This window comes from Albidovulum aestuarii (assembly GCF_029961185.1).
GTDB lineage: Bacteria > Pseudomonadota > Alphaproteobacteria > Rhodobacterales > Rhodobacteraceae > Albidovulum > Albidovulum aestuarii.
In genome coordinates this window covers 74628-93817 of the sequence record NZ_JASBQQ010000005.1, presented here as the reverse complement: position 1 = coordinate 93817, position 19190 = coordinate 74628, and the positions used below count along the sequence as shown (strand labels likewise).

At 60.3% G+C, this 19190-nt stretch carries 23 protein-coding genes and 1 tRNA gene; 13 read left to right on the top strand and 11 right to left on the bottom strand.

The features are described 5' to 3' along the window. Nucleotides 1-27: 27 nt before the first annotated feature. Nucleotides 28-630, top strand: a complete 603-nt coding sequence (locus tag QKW60_RS12695) for a nucleotidyltransferase family protein (RefSeq protein ID WP_282369198.1) — start codon at nucleotides 28-30, stop codon at nucleotides 628-630. Between the two features lie 3 nt (nucleotides 631-633). Here the strand turns inward: QKW60_RS12695 and QKW60_RS12690 are convergent, their stop codons facing one another. The 4 genes from QKW60_RS12690 to ypfJ form a co-directional block, all read right to left on the bottom strand. Next, the gene (locus QKW60_RS12690) at nucleotides 634-1320 is read right to left on the bottom strand and encodes a Hint domain-containing protein (protein WP_282369197.1); all 687 of its coding nucleotides are present in this window, start codon (nucleotides 1318-1320) and stop codon (nucleotides 634-636) included. Between the two features lie 239 nt (nucleotides 1321-1559). Next, a complete protein-coding gene (locus QKW60_RS12685; protein ID WP_282369196.1) occupies nucleotides 1560-2141 on the bottom strand; it encodes a Hint domain-containing protein in 582 nt (193 codons plus the stop codon). Between the two features lie 889 nt (nucleotides 2142-3030). Next, nucleotides 3031-3114 (bottom strand) — tRNA-Leu (locus QKW60_RS12680). A gap of 55 nt (nucleotides 3115-3169) precedes the next feature. Further along, nucleotides 3170-4015: a KPN_02809 family neutral zinc metallopeptidase gene (ypfJ, locus tag QKW60_RS12675; RefSeq protein WP_282369195.1), complete on the bottom strand. Its 846-nt coding sequence runs from the start codon at nucleotides 4013-4015 to the stop codon at nucleotides 3170-3172. 139 nt (nucleotides 4016-4154) lie between these two features. Between ypfJ and QKW60_RS12670 the strand changes: the two genes are divergently transcribed. Continuing rightward, nucleotides 4155-4733, top strand: coding sequence for a YqaA family protein (locus tag QKW60_RS12670; protein WP_282369194.1), 579 nt, complete (start codon nucleotides 4155-4157; stop codon nucleotides 4731-4733). Further along, nucleotides 4730-5191, top strand: coding sequence for a disulfide bond formation protein B (locus tag QKW60_RS12665; RefSeq protein WP_282369193.1), 462 nt, complete (start codon nucleotides 4730-4732; stop codon nucleotides 5189-5191). Before QKW60_RS12670 ends, QKW60_RS12665 begins: the two co-directional genes overlap by 4 nt. 41 nt (nucleotides 5192-5232) lie before the next feature. Here the strand turns inward: QKW60_RS12665 and QKW60_RS12660 are convergent, their stop codons facing one another. Continuing rightward, a complete protein-coding gene (locus QKW60_RS12660; RefSeq protein ID WP_282369476.1) occupies nucleotides 5233-5664 on the bottom strand; it encodes an Lrp/AsnC family transcriptional regulator in 432 nt (143 codons plus the stop codon). A 122-nt stretch (nucleotides 5665-5786) separates the two neighbouring features. Between QKW60_RS12660 and rocF the strand changes: the two genes are divergently transcribed. From rocF to QKW60_RS12640, 4 genes are all read left to right on the top strand, one after another. After that, nucleotides 5787-6713: an arginase gene (gene rocF / locus QKW60_RS12655; protein WP_282369192.1), complete on the top strand. Its 927-nt coding sequence runs from the start codon at nucleotides 5787-5789 to the stop codon at nucleotides 6711-6713. Beyond that, a complete protein-coding gene (locus QKW60_RS12650) occupies nucleotides 6713-7756 on the top strand; it encodes an ornithine cyclodeaminase (RefSeq protein WP_282369191.1) in 1044 nt (347 codons plus the stop codon). The genes rocF and QKW60_RS12650 overlap by 1 nt, the downstream gene beginning before the upstream one ends. 131 nt (nucleotides 7757-7887) lie before the next feature. Continuing rightward, nucleotides 7888-9447, top strand: a complete 1560-nt coding sequence (gene guaA / locus QKW60_RS12645; protein WP_282369190.1) for a glutamine-hydrolyzing GMP synthase — start codon at nucleotides 7888-7890, stop codon at nucleotides 9445-9447. 64 nt (nucleotides 9448-9511) lie between these two features. Further along, nucleotides 9512-9799: a putative quinol monooxygenase gene (locus tag QKW60_RS12640; RefSeq protein WP_282369189.1), complete on the top strand. Its 288-nt coding sequence runs from the start codon at nucleotides 9512-9514 to the stop codon at nucleotides 9797-9799. Here QKW60_RS12640 and QKW60_RS12635 read toward each other — a convergent pair. From QKW60_RS12635 to QKW60_RS12620, 4 genes are all read right to left on the bottom strand, one after another. Continuing rightward, entirely contained in the window at nucleotides 9796-10407 is a 612-nt protein-coding gene (locus QKW60_RS12635) for a lytic transglycosylase domain-containing protein (protein WP_282369187.1), read from the bottom strand. The two genes, QKW60_RS12640 and QKW60_RS12635, sit on opposite strands and share 4 nt — an antisense overlap. A gap of 79 nt (nucleotides 10408-10486) precedes the next feature. Next, on the bottom strand, nucleotides 10487-11023 hold the full coding sequence (locus QKW60_RS12630; RefSeq protein ID WP_282369185.1) for a helix-turn-helix transcriptional regulator: 537 nt from the start codon (nucleotides 11021-11023) through the stop codon (nucleotides 10487-10489). 14 nt (nucleotides 11024-11037) lie between these two features. Then, entirely contained in the window at nucleotides 11038-11556 is a 519-nt protein-coding gene (locus QKW60_RS12625; RefSeq protein ID WP_282369183.1) for a cytochrome b/b6 domain-containing protein, read from the bottom strand. A 59-nt stretch (nucleotides 11557-11615) separates the two neighbouring features. After that, nucleotides 11616-11870 (bottom strand): PepSY domain-containing protein, encoded by a 255-nt coding sequence (locus tag QKW60_RS12620; protein ID WP_282369181.1) that lies wholly within the window; start codon nucleotides 11868-11870, stop codon nucleotides 11616-11618. Between the two features lie 250 nt (nucleotides 11871-12120). Between QKW60_RS12620 and QKW60_RS12615 the strand changes: the two genes are divergently transcribed. Then, on the top strand, nucleotides 12121-12627 hold the full coding sequence (locus QKW60_RS12615) for a single-stranded DNA-binding protein (RefSeq protein ID WP_282369180.1): 507 nt from the start codon (nucleotides 12121-12123) through the stop codon (nucleotides 12625-12627). A 6-nt stretch (nucleotides 12628-12633) separates the two neighbouring features. Next, nucleotides 12634-13080, top strand: a complete 447-nt coding sequence (locus tag QKW60_RS12610; protein WP_282369179.1) for a GNAT family N-acetyltransferase — start codon at nucleotides 12634-12636, stop codon at nucleotides 13078-13080. A 45-nt stretch (nucleotides 13081-13125) separates the two neighbouring features. Here QKW60_RS12610 and aroB read toward each other — a convergent pair whose 3' ends face one another. Then, entirely contained in the window at nucleotides 13126-14235 is a 1110-nt protein-coding gene (aroB, locus tag QKW60_RS12605; RefSeq protein ID WP_282369177.1) for a 3-dehydroquinate synthase, read from the bottom strand. Then, nucleotides 14232-14777: a shikimate kinase gene (locus QKW60_RS12600; protein WP_282369474.1), complete on the bottom strand. Its 546-nt coding sequence runs from the start codon at nucleotides 14775-14777 to the stop codon at nucleotides 14232-14234. Before QKW60_RS12600 ends, aroB begins: the two co-directional genes overlap by 4 nt. A gap of 242 nt (nucleotides 14778-15019) precedes the next feature. On the opposite strand from QKW60_RS12600, the gene QKW60_RS12595 reads away from it, so the two are divergent. From QKW60_RS12595 to QKW60_RS12580, 4 genes are all read left to right on the top strand, one after another. Then, complete coding sequence (locus QKW60_RS12595) at nucleotides 15020-15157, top strand: hypothetical protein (RefSeq protein ID WP_263737929.1); 138 nt, start codon at nucleotides 15020-15022, stop codon at nucleotides 15155-15157. Further along, nucleotides 15144-16697, top strand: a complete 1554-nt coding sequence (locus QKW60_RS12590; RefSeq protein WP_282369175.1) for a hypothetical protein — start codon at nucleotides 15144-15146, stop codon at nucleotides 16695-16697. Before QKW60_RS12595 ends, QKW60_RS12590 begins: the two co-directional genes overlap by 14 nt. Nucleotides 16698-16699: 2 nt before the next feature. Next, nucleotides 16700-17638, top strand: a complete 939-nt coding sequence (locus QKW60_RS12585; protein ID WP_419762679.1) for a site-specific tyrosine recombinase XerD — start codon at nucleotides 16700-16702, stop codon at nucleotides 17636-17638. A 111-nt stretch (nucleotides 17639-17749) separates the two neighbouring features. Further along, nucleotides 17750-19054 carry an HlyC/CorC family transporter gene (locus QKW60_RS12580; protein WP_282369171.1) on the top strand — a complete coding sequence of 435 codons (1305 nt, stop codon included), beginning with the start codon at nucleotides 17750-17752 and terminating at the stop codon, nucleotides 19052-19054. The last annotated feature ends 136 nt before the right edge of the window (nucleotides 19055-19190 follow it).

Below are 19190 nucleotides of genomic sequence, written 5' to 3'. Positions count from 1 at the left end.
GTGTTTTTCGAGTTTAGGGGCGACGCCATGCCCGACCTTGCAATTCTCATTCCGGCGGCCGGTGCTTCGCGCCGGATGAGAGGGTCAGACAAACTTCTTGAAGTGGTCGATGGCCAGCCGCAGCTGCGCCGTGTCACCAGGATGGCGATGGATACCGGTGCCAAGGTTCTTGTGACGCTACCTGGAAGCGGCCCACTGCTTTTGGCGCGTCAGTCCGCGCTGTCCGGGCTACGTGTCACACAGATTATGGTCGATGACTGGCATGACGGTATGGCGGCGAGCCTGCGCGCCGGGGCCGGTCAGGCCGGATTGGTTGAGGGACTCATGGTTCTTCTGCCCGACATGCCCGGCATTACCCGCGACGATCTCGACGGCATGATCGCGGATTTTGCGACCGCTCCGTCCCGCCCACTGCGCGCGACAACGCAAGGTGGTCAAGCGGCGGGACATCCGGTCATCTTCCCACGCCATCTGATTCAGGAACTGACAGTTCTGACCGGAGATCGGGGGGCGCAGATTGTTCTTGAGGGGGAAGCGATAAGGGCCCATCCGCTTCCCGGAAACCGTGCCATCGAGGATCTGGACACACCGGAAGACTGGGCGAACTGGCGCCAGCGGACCGGTCGGTGACGGTCAGGCGACCAGTGTCAGTTGTGGTCGGATCGTCAGCCCACCACGGGCCGCAGGATAGGCAACCTGACCAGAATCGGTATCAAGTTCAGGGAATATCCTGAGAATTTCTTCACGCTGCACTGAATGCAGTCCCTCCAGCGCCACCGACTCTGGCAGAAAACTTTCTGACCAGCACCCGTTGGCCCATATGATTTCGTGCGCATCGAACATGATGTGGTAGTAGATCACGCCGTCGACATCAGCCGGTTCGGCTTTCAGCACCGACATCAGGTCAACCGCCGCGGCAAGGATTTCGGTCTCGCCACCGAGTTCAACCGCATCTGCGCCGCTCAGGAGCAGCCGATGCTGGGGACTAACCGTGAGGTCTCGCTGCGGGATACCCCGCGCGAAGGAATTCGCGGCAATACGGATCGGCCGAAGCTCAGGGAAACGCGCGAGGTCCGCCGAATCGAAGCGGCGGCCCCCGATCCAGCGAACCTCACGATATCCGTTGTCCCGCGTCAGAACCCGGTCACCGACCCGAAGGTGCTCAATCGGAACAGCACCGCGATCAGTTGCGATTTCGGTGTCGCCAGTAAAGCAGGGCGTATGGGGGACTTTTGTCGCTGCCCCCCTTTCTGCAACACAGCAAATGGCAGAGGGAGCCAAGGAATCCGCTGCTCTGTCGTCAACAGATACATCGGTCATGACACACATCTCTAAGCCCCGATTCATGCTATCCGGTCCGCCGATATACGGCTTTCGCGAATTGGGATAGAGATTAAATTGGACGCGATTACGGCGTTGGCTGGGCATTTTCACACCCGAACGCGGAGGGGAGATCTAGCCGCTTAATAGCTCTGTGCTGAACACCGCAAATGGCCTTGCCCGTCGGGTCCTTCAGCGCCCGTTCCAGCTAAATCCAACTGGGTCAATCTCGCTCGTGGTCAGTTCAGAAATTGCGGTCCCCGTCTCGGTGTCGGGCTTGGAAAGGTACCGGGACGACGCGCGGCCTTGGCCGCGAGTTCGGGAAAGATCTCCAGAACTTCGTTGCGCTGGGCATTGCCGAGGCCGTTGGGGTTGTTGTCGGCTGGCTGAAAGCTCTCCGACCAGCAGCCGTTTGCCATCATCATCGTTCCCTGAGAACACACGACATGGACATAGGCACCGCCCAGGGCGTCTACCCGACGGATCGTCCGGGAGTTGATAAGGTGCTTTGCCGCGACCAGTGCTTCATGCTGCTCGAGCTTCAGGACTGTACGATCACCGGGCACCAGAAGCCGGTGATTGGGGCTGACCATCATGTCACGTTCCGGCAAACCATTGCCCAGGCTGCCCTTGCTGATCAGCACCGGCCCAAGATGCTCTGCAGAGGCGAGTTCGGTGTGATTGAACCGTCGGCGTCCGGCCCATTTGACTTCCTGCACGCCCCTATCCCGCGTGATGACCCGGTCGCCCGGCCGCATATCCTCAATCGCGCGCTCACCGGTCGGCGTGGCAATAAATGTACCGGGTGTAAAACTTGGCATTCGTTACTCTTGTTGTCTTCTTGTACTGTCTTTTGCCCCTCGCGGGACGGCTACATGACTTCGTTGGATCCGGTCGTCAGGGCGGCGTCAGTGACGCCGCCCCTGCCCGAGCAGCCCCCTTGAGACGATGCAGGAAGGCCTGCGCGCCTCCGCAAGCCGGCCGACGGGTCTTCGAGCCTTTGTCAATTCGAGGATCATTTGAATTGAGAACAGGAATGACAGAAGCAACACCGGGCTGAGACAGGCCTCAAGGAACGAAACCACTGCACCATTTACCATCGCCCCAGCTTCCTTTCGAACATGTGCCGCGCTTTGCTTGCGACACACCGACCACATAACAGATGAAGGGCATTCACCGGCCTCTTGTCGAAACCGTATTGAAGTGTCGTCCGCCGACCGCGTTCCCCCATTGCGACCGACGGACAACACTTGCTTTGCCACCACCATCACGCCTTTTGCGCTGGGATAAGCCTATTTCCGCAACGAGCTCAGCAAAAGAATAAATGTCAGAATTGAGGCAAGACGGCCTTGCCACCACGCCGGTTAGCGATTGTCGCATCGCATGCTGGCAAGGCCGCTGATCCATTTATGTTTCCAAAATGGAAACGTTTGGTGAAGTCGACAATTTTCATATAATATTGTTATGGTTACATAATCCTCCTAAACTAAAGCTCGTAACGTCCCTGAGAGCAAAAATCGGATGAACTATCGGCCCGTTTATGGAAACAATTCCGACAAGCGCGAATGCGGGAATTTCATAAATGCGACAAAATTGTGGCGAACGGCAGTGATGCATCACTCGGCAATCAATCCCGGCAATTGTACGGTAATTGTCGCCGGCACACGGAGTGTCCACGCCGCCACAGGACGATTCGGATAGGGATTGGGATGGTGCCCGAGGCGAGACTCGAACTCGCACGCCTTGCGGCGGCGGATTTTGAATCCGCTGCGTCTACCATTCCGCCACTCGGGCACGCAGGATGCGGTCTAACCTGCCGCCGTGCCGCTTTCAAGCGCTTTGCGCGCGTTCAAAGCCGGTTGCTGGAGAAGGTGTCACAGGCATCTATGCTGCCGGCCTTGTACCCGGTCGCGAACCAGCGCTGGCGCTGTTCCGATGTGCCATGCGTAAAGGTGTGCGGCATAGGGCGTTGCCCCGCATTGCGCTGCAGCGTGTCGTCCCCGATTTGCTTGGCCGCATTCATCGCCTCGGCAATGTCGCCCTGTTCAAGACTGCCGAAACGAGCACCCGCATGACGGGCCCAGACGCCCGACAGGCAATCAGCCTGCAATTCGATACGGACAGAGATCGCATTGGACTGTTCCTGGCTTGCCTGCTGGCGGATTTTATTGGCCTGACCCAGCACACCCAGTTCGTTCTGCACGTGATGCGCGATTTCATGGGCGACAACGTAGGCAGCGGCGAAGTCGCCTTTTGCGCCCATCTTTCGTGACAGGGTCACAAAAAAATCAGTGTCGAGGTAAGCCTTCTTGTCGAGCGGACAGTAGAACGGCCCGGTCGCGCCCGATGCGCCACCGCAGGGCGACCGCGTCGACCCCTTGAAGAGTACGAGAGTCGCAGGTTCGTAACTCTGACCCAGTTCCTGCCGGAAGATGTCGGCCCAGATTTCTTCAGTGTCGGCCAGGGTCACAGAGACGAATTCGCCAGCCTGACGATCCGCCTCCGTGATCTCGCCACCGCCTCCGCCAGATGCGCCCGGATCATTCAGGAGCGGCGTTACGTCAATGCCGAGAAAATATCCAATGGCCAGAACCGCAATGAGACCACCAAGCCCAAGCCCACCTGCCGCGCGGCCACCGCTCATGCGCCGCCGGTCCTCGATATTGCTGCTGCCGCGCCGTCCACGCCATTTCATCGCCACTACCCCGCTTGAAACCATACTACCGATGCGACCAACGATAACGCGGTGCAAGCGGTTCCGAAAGCATGCGTCTTGCTTGACGACACGTTCTTGCCATGGCCTAAGGTGCGCAGGCAGTTCCGGGGCAGGCAGAATGATCCGAGCTTTGTACGACTGGACGATCCGTCTTGCGGATCATCCGAGGGCGCTCTGGGCGCTGGGTGCGGTGTCTTTCGTCGAAAGCTCGTTCTTTCCGATCCCGCCCGATGTCTTGATGATCCCGATGATTATCGCGCGCCCGTCGCGGGCATGGCTGATTGCGACCGTTGCTCTTGTTACATCGGTTCTCGGTGGGCTTTTCGGCTATTTCATTGGTGCGGTCCTTTGGGACGCGGTGGGCCAGCCAATCCTGGAATTTTATGGCAAGACCGATGCCGCCGGAGTATTTTCCGAACGCTTCAATCATTACGGTGCCTGGGCGGTGCTGATAGCGGGCATCACGCCTTTCCCCTTCAAGGTCATCACGATCGTCTCCGGCTGGACCGGGCTTTCGCTGCCAGTCTTTATCATCTCGGCCATCGTCGCCCGCGGGTTCCGGTTCTTCATCGTCGCAGGGCTTCTGTGGAAATTCGGCGCACCAATCCGTGATTTCATCGAACGTCGTCTCGGCCTTATGTTCACGGTGTTCATGTTGCTGCTGATCGGCGGCTTTGCTTTGGTGAAATACCTGTGACCCGGACCCGACTTTGCCTCTTAGCCGCCGCTGGCTCAGCCGCTCTCCTGCTTGGAGCGTTCTTTTTCCAGTGGCTTGGATATGCACCTTGTAAATTGTGCCTCTGGCAGCGCTGGCCACATGGCGCCGCGATTGCCATCGGTGGAATCGCGCTGGTCGCCGGATGGCGGTGGCTCCCCTTCACCGGTGCTGCAGCGGCCGCACTGACAGGTGTGATCGGCGTCTATCATACCGGTGTCGAGATGCGTTGGTGGCAGGGACCGACCACCTGTACGTCGGGCGGTGACTTGTCGGGTTCCGCTGATGACCTGCTCAACCAAATCATGGAGGCCCCGCTTATACGCTGCGATGAGGTCGCCTGGGCTTTTGCAGGTCTGTCAATGGCGACATGGAATGCAATCCTTTCCTTCGCACTGGCAGCAATATGGATTGCGGCTGCCCGCAGGGCGAACGCTTAATAGTAAATCGTTCCAGACTTCGTCGCGCAATCCAACCGGTTCTACCTTCGCCCCGCCCTTCTCGTTGTAAGCAGCAGGCTCGTCTCGCTGCCGGTCACGCCTTCGTAGTTGCGAACCTTGGCCAGCACGGCATCAAGCTCCTCCAGCGTCCGGGTGCAGATCTCGGCAATCAGGTCCCAGCGACCGTTCGTGGAATGAACGGCCGCAACCTCAGGTTGGCCAACCAGCCGGGCGGTGATCCTTTCTGTACCCCTACCCTCGATGGAGATCATCATCAGGCCCCGCACCGGCATCGCGCTGACGTCGCCACGGGTGACCACGGTAAAGCCCTGAATCTCACCGCGCCGCTGCAGACGCTCCATTCGCGTTGTTACCGTACCGCGCGCCAATCCGAGCTGCGCGGCAAGGTCTGAAAGCGACGCCCGGCCATCTCGCCTCAGCGCGGCAATCAGGGCCTGATCAGTGTCATCCAGATCGTTCAATTGTGTGATCACTTTGTACAGATGTATGTGCAAAGCGATCATAACATCTCTTTTCACTGACGCAATCTGGCAGAAAACTGTCGGCAACCGATTCCTGACATTTGGACCTGCCCATGAAATCGACCTGCATCCTGATCGGCGCTCCGATTGATACCGGCCAGAAACGCGAAGGCTGCCTGATGGGGCCTTCCGCCTATCGAGTGGCCGGGCTTGCCCGCAGCCTCGAGGAGCTTGGCCATCCCGTCATCGACCGGGGCGATGTCGCGTTGCCCGCACTTGCCCCCGCCAGCTGTGCCAATCCCGCCGTCCATCATCTCGCCGAAACGATCGGCTGGACCATGTCGCTTGCCGAAGCTGCCGAAACCGCCATGGCCGAGGGAATTCCGATCTTCCTTGGCGGCGACCATTCTCTATCCCTTGGCTCTGTCGCCGGTGCCGCCACCTATGCGGAAAAGGCCGGACGACCGCTTTTCGTTCTCTGGCTTGATGCGCACAGCGACTATCACACGCCGCTCACGACCCAGTCCGGCAACCTGCACGGCACGCCCGTGGCCTATATCGCCGGGCGCGAAGGGTTCGACGCCTTCCCGCCCTTCCCGTCCCCGGTCCCGGCCGAACGCATCTGCCTTTATGGCATCCGATCGGTTGACCGCGCTGAACATGCCGGTCTTCTTGAAACCGATATGACCGTCTGCGACATGCGCGTGCTGGATGAGTGCGGAATCGTCGCCCCCCTGCGCGAATTTCTCGACAAGGTACGCGCGGAAAATGGCCTGCTGCATGTCTCGCTCGATGTTGATTTCCTCGATCCCGATATCGCGCCAGCCGTAGGCACCACCGTTCCGGGTGGCACCACCTTCCGCGAGGCGCATCTGGTGATGGAGCATCTGCATGAAAGCGGGCTCGTCACCTCGCTCGACCTCGTCGAACTCAACCCCTTCCTCGATGAACGCGGGCGGACCGCGAAACTCATGGTGGAGCTTGTGGGTTCTCTCATGGGGCGCAAGGTCTTCGACCGCCCGACACGGAGCTTTGGATAATGTCCCTCAACATCGTACCTTTTGTCAGCGTTGACAATATGATGAAGCTGGTTCTTCATCTTGGCCCCGAACGCGTGATGACCGAGATTGCCGCCTATATCGAGGCTGATTTCAAACGTTGGGAAAGCTTCGACAAGACCCCGCGCGTGGCCTCGCACAGCGATGTCGGCGTCATCGAGCTCATGCCCACCTCGGATGGCGAGATGTACGGGTTCAAATATGTCAACGGCCACCCGAAGAACACCAAGGAAGGCCTTCAAACCGTCACCGCCTTCGGCCTTCTGGCCGAGGTCAATACCGGTTATCCGATCCTTCTGACCGAGATGACGATCCTGACGGCGCTTCGTACAGCGGCCATGTCTGCGCTCGCGGCAAAGCATCTTGCTCCAAAGGGTGCGACAACGATGGCGATGATCGGCAACGGCGCGCAAGCCGAGTTTCAGGCGCTTGCGTTCAAGGCGATTTGCGGCGTTGGCCATGTCCGGCTTTATGACCTCGACCCCGCCGCCACCGCCAAATGCGGCCGAAACCTTGCGGGGTCTGGCCTGACAATTACCGCCTGCACAAGTGCGGAAGAGTCGATGGAAGGCGCGGGCATCATCACCACCTGCACCGCCGACAAGCAACTCGCCACGATCCTGACCGACAACATGGTGGGCAGCGGTGTTCACATTAACGCGGTCGGGGGAGATTGCCCCGGCAAGACTGAACTGCACAAGGATATTCTGCTGCGCTCGCAGATCTTCGTCGAATATCCGCCCCAGACGAGGATCGAAGGCGAGATTCAGCAACTGGACCCCGATCATCCGGTGACAGAGCTCTGGCAGGTGATGACCGGCGCTGCCGCCGGCCGCACCGATCCGCGCCAGATCACGCTCTTCGACTCGGTCGGCTTCGCGATCGAGGATTTCTCGGCGCTTCGCTACATCCACGACCAGTTGCAGACCCTGCCCTACAGCGAGCCGCTGGACATGATCGCAGACCCCGACGACCCGCGCGATCTATACGGAATGCTGCTCAGGGCGCAGGCAAAAGCCGCCTGATCTCACTTTCTGTCCGAAAATACTCCGGGGGTCATTCTTCAGTCCGCCATTGGTTCAAGAATTGGAGAATGACGGGGCTGGCCCCCGCTCCTGCCCTTGCACCCTGCCGGAACTGGCGATAATTCCCGGCCATGACACATGCGCATCAACGTCTTCTGATCATCGACTTCGGCTCTCAGGTCACGCAGCTTATTGCCCGCCGCCTGCGCGAGTTGAGCGTCTATTGCGAAATCCATCCCTACAACCGGGTGGATGAGGCTTTCCTCAAGAACTTCGCGCCGAAGGCCGTGATCTTCTCCGGCGGTCCTTCCTCGGTCTTCGCGACAGGCGCGCCGATGCCGCCTACGGGCGTTTTCGACCTCGGCGTGCCGATCCTCGGCATCTGTTACGGCCAGCAGGTGATGATGCATTGCCTTGGCGGCAAGGTTGAACGCGGCCACGGCACCGCCGAGTTCGGCCGCGCCTATGTCACGCCGAAGGACGCCAAGCTGCCACTGCTCGACGGCTGGTTCGATGAGGGCCGCGAGCAAGTCTGGATGAGCCACGGCGATCATGTGTCAAAGATCGCGCCGGGCTTTGAGGTCTACGGCACCTCGCCCAACGCGCCCTTTGCCATTACCGCCGACGTGTCGCGCAGTTTTTACGCCGTGCAGTTCCACCCCGAAGTGCACCACACGCCGAAAGGCGCGAAGCTTTACGAAAACTTTGTGCGCCTGGCCGGCTTCATCGGCGACTGGACGATGGCCTCTTACAAGGACGACGCCATCGAGAAGATCCGCGCGCAGGTCGGCGACAAGCGCGTCATCTGCGGGCTCTCCGGCGGGGTCGACTCCTCGGTCGCCGCGATCCTTATTCATGAGGCGATCGGCGACCAGCTGACCTGTGTTTTCGTCGATCACGGACTTCTGCGGCTCAACGAGGCCGAAGAAGTAGTGACCATGTTCCGCGACAACTACAATATCCCGCTCGTTCATGCCGATGAGGCCGATCTTTTCCTCGGCGCACTCGAAGGCGTGTCGGACCCCGAGGTCAAGCGCAAGACCATCGGCAAGCTCTTCATCGACGTTTTCCAGCGCGAGGCGAACAAGATCGAAGGCGCGGAGTTCCTGGCGCAGGGCACGCTTTACCCCGACGTGATCGAAAGCGTCAGCTTCTCAGGCGGACCCTCTGTTACGATCAAGAGCCATCACAATGTCGGCGGCCTGCCGGAAAAGATGGGGCTGAAGCTCGTCGAACCCCTGCGCGAGCTTTTCAAGGACGAGGTCCGCGCGCTTGGCCGCGAACTGGGCCTGCCCGACAAGTTCATCGGCCGCCACCCCTTCCCCGGCCCCGGCCTGGCCATCCGTTGCCCGGGCGAGATCACCCGCGAAAAGCTCGACATCCTGCGCCAGGCCGATGCGGTCTATATCGACCAGATCCGCAAGCACGGGCTTTACGACGAGATCTGGCAGGCCTTTGCCGCTATCCTGCCCTTGAAGACCGTGGGCGTGATGGGTGACGGGCGAACCTATGACTACGCGCTTTCCCTGCGCGCAGTGACGTCAGTCGACGGCATGACCGCCGACTACTACCCCTTCACCCACGATTTCCTCGGCGAAACCGCAACGCGGATCATCAATGAGGTGCAGGGTGTCAACCGGGTCATGTACGACGTGACCTCCAAGCCGCCCGGCACGATTGAGATGGAGTGATCTGGCGGACTTGCCCGATGCGCGATGCATTGTCAGGGTGAATTTCACCAATTAGGGTCGCGTCATGTCACGCGTCCATCTCACAGGGTTCCTGATCTGCCGCAGCCTTGATGAGGCGGAGCGGATTGCGCCCTATCTTGATGAACACATCCGCCTGACAAGGGCAGAACCCGGTTGCCTGCGCTTTGAGGTCCTACGCTCGCACGCAGATCCGGTCAGGTTTGCTGTGAGCGAAAGTTATGTGGACCGTACCGCGTTCGAGGCGCACCAATCCCGTGCGGCGGGTACGGTATGGGCCAGGGTGACCAAGGGCATTCCGCGCGAATACGAGATCACCGAAGATAAAGGTTAGCTGCCGAGGATCGCCCGAACATACCCCTTGGTTTCGCGGTAGGGCGGCACACCGCCGTATTTCTCCACCGCTTCCGGCCCGGCATTATAGGCCGCCAGTGCCAGTTTCCAGTCGCCGAACCGGTCATACATCATCCGCAGATAGCGTGCGCCGCCGTTCAGATTGTCATGAGGGTCATTCATGTTGACACCCATCCGTCGCGCAGTCGCCGGCATGAGCTGTGCCAAACCGGTTGCCCCTTTGTGTGAGACCGCTTTCGGGTTCCAGCCGGATTCCTGCTGGACAAGCCGCAGGAACAAATCCTCTGGCACGCCATGGCGCTGAGCGGCCGCTTTGGCCGCGTCGAGATAAAGCCCGCGGTATCGGCCGGAATAATTGGGAATCGCGGTGGCAACCTCGACAGCTTTCCCGTTCGGTGACAACCGTCCGGAAGACGAATATTGCGACGCGGCCCTTGTGTCGAGAATCTGAGTTTGCTTGCGGAACATGGCGAGACGCGAGGTCGTCGGCGTGCCGGGTTTGACAAAGGTCAGACCCTCGGCCCGCGCGATATTGCCCTCCGCACACAGACCCGCGACGGCCACCACTGCCAGCGTGATCTTCCGCATCAGCCCCTCGTCCACCTTTTAGCCGCCGCGACTATACCGAAAAAACCGCCTGTGGCCAGTCCTTACGGTGTTCGGTCTGTCAGGCCCGCTGTGTTCTTGCCCCCTCAGCAAGCAGTTCTCCACCCAAGATTTCGTCTATGAGTAGGTTGATAAGATCGCCCCGACCGCTCACCCCTGCCTTGCGGTAAATCGCATTGAGATGGGTCTTGACCGTACCTTCGGCTGATCCGCGCAATTGCGCTATCTCGGCAATGGAACAGCCCTTGATGGTAAAGCTGGCCACATCGGCTTCGGCCGGGGTCAGGCGCCACTCCTCGAAATACCCCTCCATCACCTCGTGAAGGGCCCCCGAAGCCACCGAAAGCGCCCTGTCCGCATGGGCCTGGCGACGCAGAAGGCGCATCAGATACGCGCCTTCAAAGACAACGCCGGCGACAAGACCCAGATTGGCCAATACCTCCATCGCGAAATGGGGACGCAAAAGCTCTGCCTTCGGCTCCTCGTAGAAATCGATGATCAGGTCGCCCAGAAAGAAGGCGGCGCAAAACCCCTGGACAAGCATCAAGAGAACGATAGCCGCGCCCTTGGTCCGCGCCGGTGCCGCTGTCTTGGTCATCCGTTCTCCCTTGCTTACGGAATGTGCTTGTATCCGGTCAGCATGGATTTCGGAAGGTTGATCCCGAGCCTGCGGCTTTCAAGGAATACTGCTGCGATATGCGCGACCACCAAAAACTCTGCCCAACTGACCGCGACTTCGTGGGCTTCCTCCACCCAGCCCACGCCAAAAAAGGCGAGTGTGGTCATCATGTAGCCCGTCGCGCCGATGACGATCATCGTGGCCAGCAAGTTGTAGATCATCAACGCGCCGAGTGGTGAATGACCTTTATGGATGTGTTTGCGCCCGGTCGCCATTTCGCCGAGTTGGCCGAGAGACGCCGGGACCGAGGGTGGGAAATCTGCAAACCGTGCGTGTCGTGTTCCGACGAAGCCCCAGAGTATGCGGACCGCGACGAGCCCCAGCACGAACAGGCCAATCACCTCGTGTGCTTTGCCCTCCGGGTCATTGAACAGCGCATTGGCGGTGAAACCTGCCACCAGAGACCAGTGGAATATCCGCACCAGCGGATCCCAGACACGAACTGCCGTCATCCTTATCCCTCCTGCTATTGCGCCGGGCGGCGGCAATACGCCGCCCGGATCACTTTCGATCAGCTTTCTTCCTTGGTTTTCACCACTTTCAGATCCGCATCGAGATAGATTTCGTACATCTTGCCATCCTTCACCGCATAGACCTCGATCATGCCGTCCTCGGAGTCGATCTTGCGGACTTCATAGCCGTCAGCAGTGAGTTGTTCGGTGATCTTCGCCTGCGTCGCCGCATCGGGCGCGTCGCTTGCAAAGGAGGGGAGCGCGAGCCCGAGGCCGATCAGCGCGGCAAGGGCTGTGGTGGTGAGTTTGGACATGGTCATCTCCTGTCTCAGACGCAGCGGTGTACCGCGACTTGTAACGCTGATCTGGAACGGGAGGCTTTGCATAACCATTGTCCTGAAGACATAGAGACCGGTCCCCACCGCTTCTCTAACCGGAGTTATACGCGGTCTTTTGCCGAAGAAGCCGTGCGCTAAATAATGGTTTCTTAACCATGAGTGCTTTTCTTGTCGGGCACCGGATGGTCTAACGGGGCAAACAAGAATCGCGGAGGAGGAACCCGGAATGTCGGGATCGGTGAACAAGGTCATTCTGATCGGAAATCTCGGGCGCGATCCGGAAGTCCGGTCGTTCCAGAATGGCGGCAAGGTCTGCAATCTCAGAATCGCGACCTCGGAAAACTGGCGCGACCGCAATACAGGCGAACGTCGGGAACGTACTGAGTGGCATTCGGTCGCGATCTTTTCCGAGGGTCTTGTAAAGGTGGCCGAGCAGTATCTGCGCAAAGGCTCCAAGGTCTACATCGAGGGCCAGCTGGAAACCCGCAAATGGCAGGACCAGTCCGGGGCTGACCGCTATACGACCGAGGTTGTGCTGAGAAACTTCTCCTCGACGCTGGTCATGCTCGACGGGCGTGGCGAGGGTGGCGGCGGCGGTGGCGGCTACGATGATGACCGCGGCGGTTATAGTGGCGGATCGTCCGGCGGCTTCGGCGGTGGCGGTCAGGGTGGCGGATCGTCAGGCGGCGGCGGTGGCAGCCGGGCCGATCTCGACGACGAAATACCGTTCTGATCCGGCGTGGCGGCGGCAATCCAGACCGGATGTGTTCGCCGCCTGGCGCCGGAGGACATCACGGCGGCTCTGAATCTCTACGCAGTTCTTGAGGAAGTGAGCGAGCCGGGTGATCCGGATGCGTTCTTGGCCGTCCTCAATCATCCCGGCACAGATGTCTATGGCATGTTTGAAGGGGACGAATTGCGCGCCATGGCAACCTTACACCTACTGCCAAACGTCACGCGGAATGCACGTCCCTATGCGCTGATCGAAAATGTCGTGACGGCGACCGCGCATCGCAGGCGCGGGTTTGCACGCGCCGTATTGGAAACCTGCATTCAGGTTTCCCGCGACGGCGGCGCCTACAAGATTATGCTTCTGACGGGGCAGGCCAGAGGCGCAATCGGATTTTACAAGAAGGTCGGGTTTCGTGAAGATGACAAGTTCGGTCTAACGATCCGGTTTCCTTGACGCTTTTCAGACCGTCAGGTCGGCGATCACGCCATTGCAGATATCTCAACCGCGCAAAGCATCTGACAGCAGGCCGAGAACCGCATCAGACGGCACATCCGAGGTGACAAATGCCTCGCCGATCCCGCGCGCAAGAATGAAGCGCAGCTTGCCGTCGACGACTTTCTTGTCCTGCCCCATGAGCGCGACCAGCGCCTCGGCCCCCGGCAGATCGCCCGGAATGTCGGACAGGTCGACCTTCATTCCCATCGCCTTCAGATGCGCCCGGACCCGGCTCGGCGCTTCCTGACTGCACAGGCCAAGCCGCTGGCTGAGTTCAAAGGCAAGGGCACAGCCGATCGCCACCCCTTCGCCATGTAAAAGGCGGTCGGAATAGCCCGTAGCCTTTTCCAGCGCGTGGCAGAAAGTATGGCCAAGGTTCAGAAGTGCGCGGTCGCCCTGTTCGGTCTCGTCCCGTTCGACGATCCGCGCCTTCATCTCGACCGACCGGCGGACGGCATATTGCCGCGCGACGGAATCCCCCGCCGCCAATGCCGGGCCATTCACCTCCAACCAGTCGAAAAAGTCGGCATCACCCAGAAGGCCGTACTTTACCACTTCGCCGTAGCCCGACAGGAAATCGCGGGCCGGAAGCGTGCCTAGTACATCAATGTCGGCCAGAACGAGCGAGGGCTGATGAAACGCGCCGATCAGGTTCTTGCCATGGGTGGAGTTGATGCCGGTCTTGCCGCCCACCGAACTGTCGACCTGCGCCAGAAGTGACGTGGGGATCTGCACGAAACGGACCCCCCGGCGCAGGACCGCCGCCGCAAAACCCGCCAGATCGCCAATCACGCCGCCGCCAAGGGCGATGACGATGTCGCGCCGCTCGACCTTTTCGGCCAGAAGCCAGTCAACCGCGCGGGAAAACTGCTCCCATCCCTTCGTCGCCTCACCGGCAGGTAGCGCGAGCGCGGTCATCGCCACGTCGCCGAGACCGGCGCGCAGGCTGTCCAGATGCATGGCGGAAACCGTTTCATCGGTCAGGACGGCTACCCGACGGCGCGCAAGTAAGGGCGCAATCTCCTCCCCCGCGCGCGCCAGAAGGCCGGCGCCAATGCGAACGTCATAGCTGCGGCTTCCAAGAGCCACATGCACCGTTTCCCGTTCCGTCATTCCAACTCCAATACGTCCTGCCGTGCGGCCAGTGCGTCGATAACCTTGCGCGCCATATCCTCGACCGAATAGTCAGCATGCGCCTCGACCACAATTCCGGCCTCGGCATAAACCGGACTGCGCGCCTCCAGCAACGTGGCGAGCGTTTTCTTCGGGTCGGCCGTCCGCAGGAGTGGGCGGGTATTTTTGTGCCGAACCCTTTGCCAGAGCAGCTCAAGATCGGCCTTCAGCCAGACCGCAACGCCACGTTTTGCAATAGCTACGCGATTGCCTTGGGCCAGAAAAGCTCCGCCCCCGGTGGACAGGATACAGGGGTCGCCGGACAGCAGCCGGCTTAGAACTTCGGATTCGCGAGCCCGGAAAAACGGCTCGCCGTCGCGCGCGAATATCTCGGCCACGGTCATATTCGCAGCGCGTTCAATTTCCTCGTCGGAATCAAGAAAGGGAACGCCAAGCAGCCGTGCGAGGGCATTTCCCACGGCGGTCTTACCGGCCCCCATCATGCCGATCAGAACTACCGTCTTCTTCAGACTTCCCGTCACGTTCCGATTCCATTCCTGCCCCAGGACGGGCACCGTTACCACCAGATGCACCAGTGGCATGCTTCTGCCCAGTGTAAAACTTTCTGCCCTGAATGGCGTGAACTCGCCGAAAATGCCATATATAATCCGCGCATCCGTGCCGGTAAGCGTAAAGCACACCGGATGGGCGGGACGAACCGGAGCGAAAACAGGCGCGTGATCAACTTCGGACAACGACAGTAAACAAACGACGGCAGGACCAAATGCTCCGACTTCTGAAGCTGATCATCTTTTTGGCACTCGTCGCCTTCATTGGCCTGACGGGATACGCCTATCTTGGCGATATGACACCCGACCGCGCCGAGATCAGCGAACCGGTTGAGTTGAATGTGGTCAAGTAGAGCCGGACTTCTCGCGCTGCTGCTTTTGAGTGGTGCATCGGCGCTTGGCGCCGAAACCCAAGACGATCCGCCATTGTCGGCGATTGATTGGTTGTCGAAGTCGGTGACTGGACCCGCGGCTTCATTGCCATCCACGACCAACGAACCTGCGGTTGCCATCGGCGCAGCTCCGCGTCCGATCACGGTTGCACCGATCGACGGATTGTCGCTCGATGGTCTCGGTCTACTTTCGGTATCGAAGACCGGTCTGCCACGCGATCTCTGGGGCACGACATCCTCAATCGAGCTGGCCCGCATGATCCGGGCCGAACGGATCGACACGCTGCCAGCAATTCAGTCGCTGTTGTATACACTGCTGCTGGCCGAGGTCGCGCCGCCGGCCGATTCAGACGGCCAGGGTGCGATATTTCTCGCCCGTGTTGACAAACTCCTTGATCTCGGCGCGCTCGACCCGGCGCTGGCGCTGCTGGAGATGATTGAGAACCCGCAGCCGGAACCCTTTCGGCGCTGGTTCGACGTGGCACTCTTGACCGGTGAAGAGGACCGAGCGTGCGACATGATGCGAGAGAACCCGCAGATTGCACCGACTTTCCCGGCACGGGTCTTCTGCCTTGCACGGGGTGGCGACTGGAATGCGGCGGCACTGTCGCTTCGGACCGGGGAAACGCTTGGTTATGTCGATGACGACACGGCACGGTTGCTGGAACGGTTTCTGGACCCGGAACTTAGTGAAGGAGAGCCCGACCTTCCGCTGCCGACGCGACCTTCGCCACTGGTTCTGAGGCTGATGGAGGCCATCGGCCAGCCCCTGTCGACGACCACCCTTCCGGTGGCCTTCGCGCAATCCGACCTCCGCTCAAATACCGGCTGGAAGACCCGGCTTGAGGCCGCCGAGCGGCTTGCGAAAAATGGTGCAATCTCCCCCGCACTGCTTTGGGAGTTGTACAGCGAACGCAAACCCGCAGCCTCCGGTGGCGTCTGGGAACGGGTCAGGGCGGTTCAGGACCTTACCCGTGCACTGGACCGTCAGGACAGCGCAGCGGTGGCCGGAATTCTTCCCGTCGTCTGGCGTCACATACAGGCGATGGAAATTGAAGTGCCATTCGCCTCAGAATATGGGCAAAAACTCACAGAACTGGAACTCGACGGCGAGGCGGGAACGCTTGCCTTTCACATCGGCCTCCTGTCCGAAAATTACGAAAACATCGCGCGTCGGCGGAACTCGAACCACCCGCTCGACCGTTTTCTGGTCGGTCTTGCAACAGGGTCGGTTGCCGGTCTCAACGCGCCTGACCAGATGGGCTCCGCGGTCAAGCTTGCCTTCAGTCAAGGTGTCGGGCCCTCGGCAGGTTACTCGGCATTGCTTACCGAAAAGCGGTTGGGCGAGGCACTGATCCTCGCCATCGATCAGATCACCGAGGGGGCGCGCGGCGATCTGAGGGATGTCACCGACGGTCTCGTTCTTTTGCGCCATGTCGGATTGGAAAGCACGGCGCGGCGGGCCGCGATCGAACTCATGCTTTTGGATCGGCGAGGCTAGCAATGGCCGGAATGGAACGATGGATTTCCGCCTTTCTCGATGCGCAGGCGGCCGAGTTGGGTGCAGCGCAGAACACGCTTCTCGGCTATGGCCGTGACCTTAAGGATTTCTCAGGTTGGTTGGCGCGACGTGGGAAGAGTTTTGAAAACGCCGAACGCGCCGACATCGAAGCTTATCTGGTTTTCTGCGATGCCGAAGGCCTTTCGCGGGCAACCCGCGCGCGCCGTCTGTCTTCTATCCGCCAGCTCTTCCGCTTTGCATATGAAGAAGGCAGACGCGTCGACAACCCAGCTATCCAGATCACCGGCCCTGGCCGTGCCAAGAGCCTGCCGAAGATTCTGACCGAAGCCGAAGTCGAGGCACTGCTGGAGGCCACGCGGCAATCCGGTCGCAATCCGGTCGAGCGGGTGCGCAATACCTGTCTGATGGAACTGCTATATGCGACCGGCATGCGGGTAAGCGAACTTGTGAGCCTGCCCGTCTCGGCCGCACGTGGCGATCCCCGCATGCTGCTGGTTAAGGGCAAGGGTGGAAAGGAGCGTATGGTGCCGCTTTCGACCCCCGCGCGCGAAACGCTTGCGGCGTGGCTCAAGCTTCGCGACGAGGCTGAGGACTTGGCGCGCTGCGAGGCGGGTACGCCACCGGGAAAGCACCTATTTCCGGCGCGGGGTCGTGCTGGTCACATGACTCGGCAGGCCTTCCACGGGCTCTTGAAGGATATCTCGTTGACAGCGGGCATCGCGCCCGCGCGAGTGACGCCGCATGTACTACGCCACGCTTTCGCGACGCATCTTCTTGCCGGAGGAGCCGACCTGCGCGCAATCCAGACGATGCTCGGCCATGCCGATATCTCAACGACCGAGATCTATACCCACGTGCTGGATGAACGCCTGAAGAAGCTTGTTCTGGACCATCACCCGCTTGCCCGCAACGCCGAGTGAGTGGGTGACCGGGCTGGATTCGGGCCCGCAAGCTTTGCGTCCCTTGCCGCACATCTTGCAGCCTGACCGTCGCGCCCCCATAACGGGTGCAATCAAAGGGAAATCTACAAAATGACCTCCGACGTGATCCTCGATAGCAGTTTCTGGCTGACAGCCGGGGCAATCCTCGTCCTGTTGCTGCTGTCTGCCTTCTTCTCCGGCTCCGAGACCGCGTTGACTGCGGCATCGCGCGGCAAGCTTCGGGCGCAGGCCGACAAGGGCAATCTTGGCGCCGAGACCGCGCTTGACGTCAAGGAGGACAGTGAGAAGCTGATCGGCGCGATCCTGCTGGGCAACAATGTCGCCAACATCCTGTCGGCCGCACTTGCGACCGCGCTTTTTTCGCGGCTCTTCGGCGCGAACGGCGTTGCGGTCGCGACGCTGGTGATGACAGCGCTCGTCCTTGTCTTCGCCGAGGTCTTGCCAAAAACCTACGCGATCACCGCGCCTGAAACCGCCGCATCCCGTGTTGCACGGCCGATCCGATTGCTCATCCTTGTCCTCAGCCCGGTCGTTACGCTTGTGCGTTTTATCGTCCGGGGCCTTTTGATGCTCTTTGGCGTCCGCACGGACCCTGACAGCCACATCCTGTCCTTCCGCGACGAGATTGTCGGTGCGCTGGCGATCGGTCATTCCGAAGGGGCCGTGCACAAAGAGGCACGTGACCGGCTGCTCGGTGCGCTCGACCTCAATGACCGTACCGTCGAAGAGATCATGCTCCACCGCAGCCAGATCATGATGATCGACGCGGATGCCGGGTCCGAACGCATCCTTTCGACCGTACTTGCCTCACCCCACACCCGCCTGCCGCTTTACAAGGGCGAACGAGAGAACATCGTTGGCGTTATCCATTCAAAAGACCTGCTTCGCGCCGTCGAGAAGACGGTGCGCGGCGAGGATGGCAACCTGTCCTCGGTCCGGGACCTAGACATCATGTCGGTGGCTAAACCTGCCTATTTCGTGCCCGAGACGACGCCGCTCGACGAGCAGATGCGCGAGTTCCTGAAACGCCGCACTCATTTCGCGCTGGTGGTGGACGAATACGGAGACCTGCGCGGGTTGCTTACGCTTGAGGACATCATCGAGGAGATTGTCGGCGAGATCACCGACGAGTTCGACATCGATGCCGAGCATCCGCTGAAAATGACCGAAGCGGGTGACTGCATCATCGATGGCGCGATGACGATCCGCGACCTCAATCGCGCGACGGACTGGTCGCTGCCCGATGACGAAGCCAATACGATCGCCGGCCTTGTCATCCACGAAGCGCAGATGATCCCCGCCGAAGGTCAGGTCTTTTCCTTCCACGGCTTCCGCTTTGAGGTTCTGACCCGCAAAGAGAACCGCATCACACGGTTGAAGATCCGTCCGCTGTGATACAGATCGTGCGAAACAACTTCGATCTGGTCTGCGCATTTGTTTCATGGGGCGCACCGCACCAGCCACCGTGGGCGAATTGACGTTGCCAGTGCGTTGTCACGAGACCTAAAGTCAGGCCTGAACGCCTGAAAGG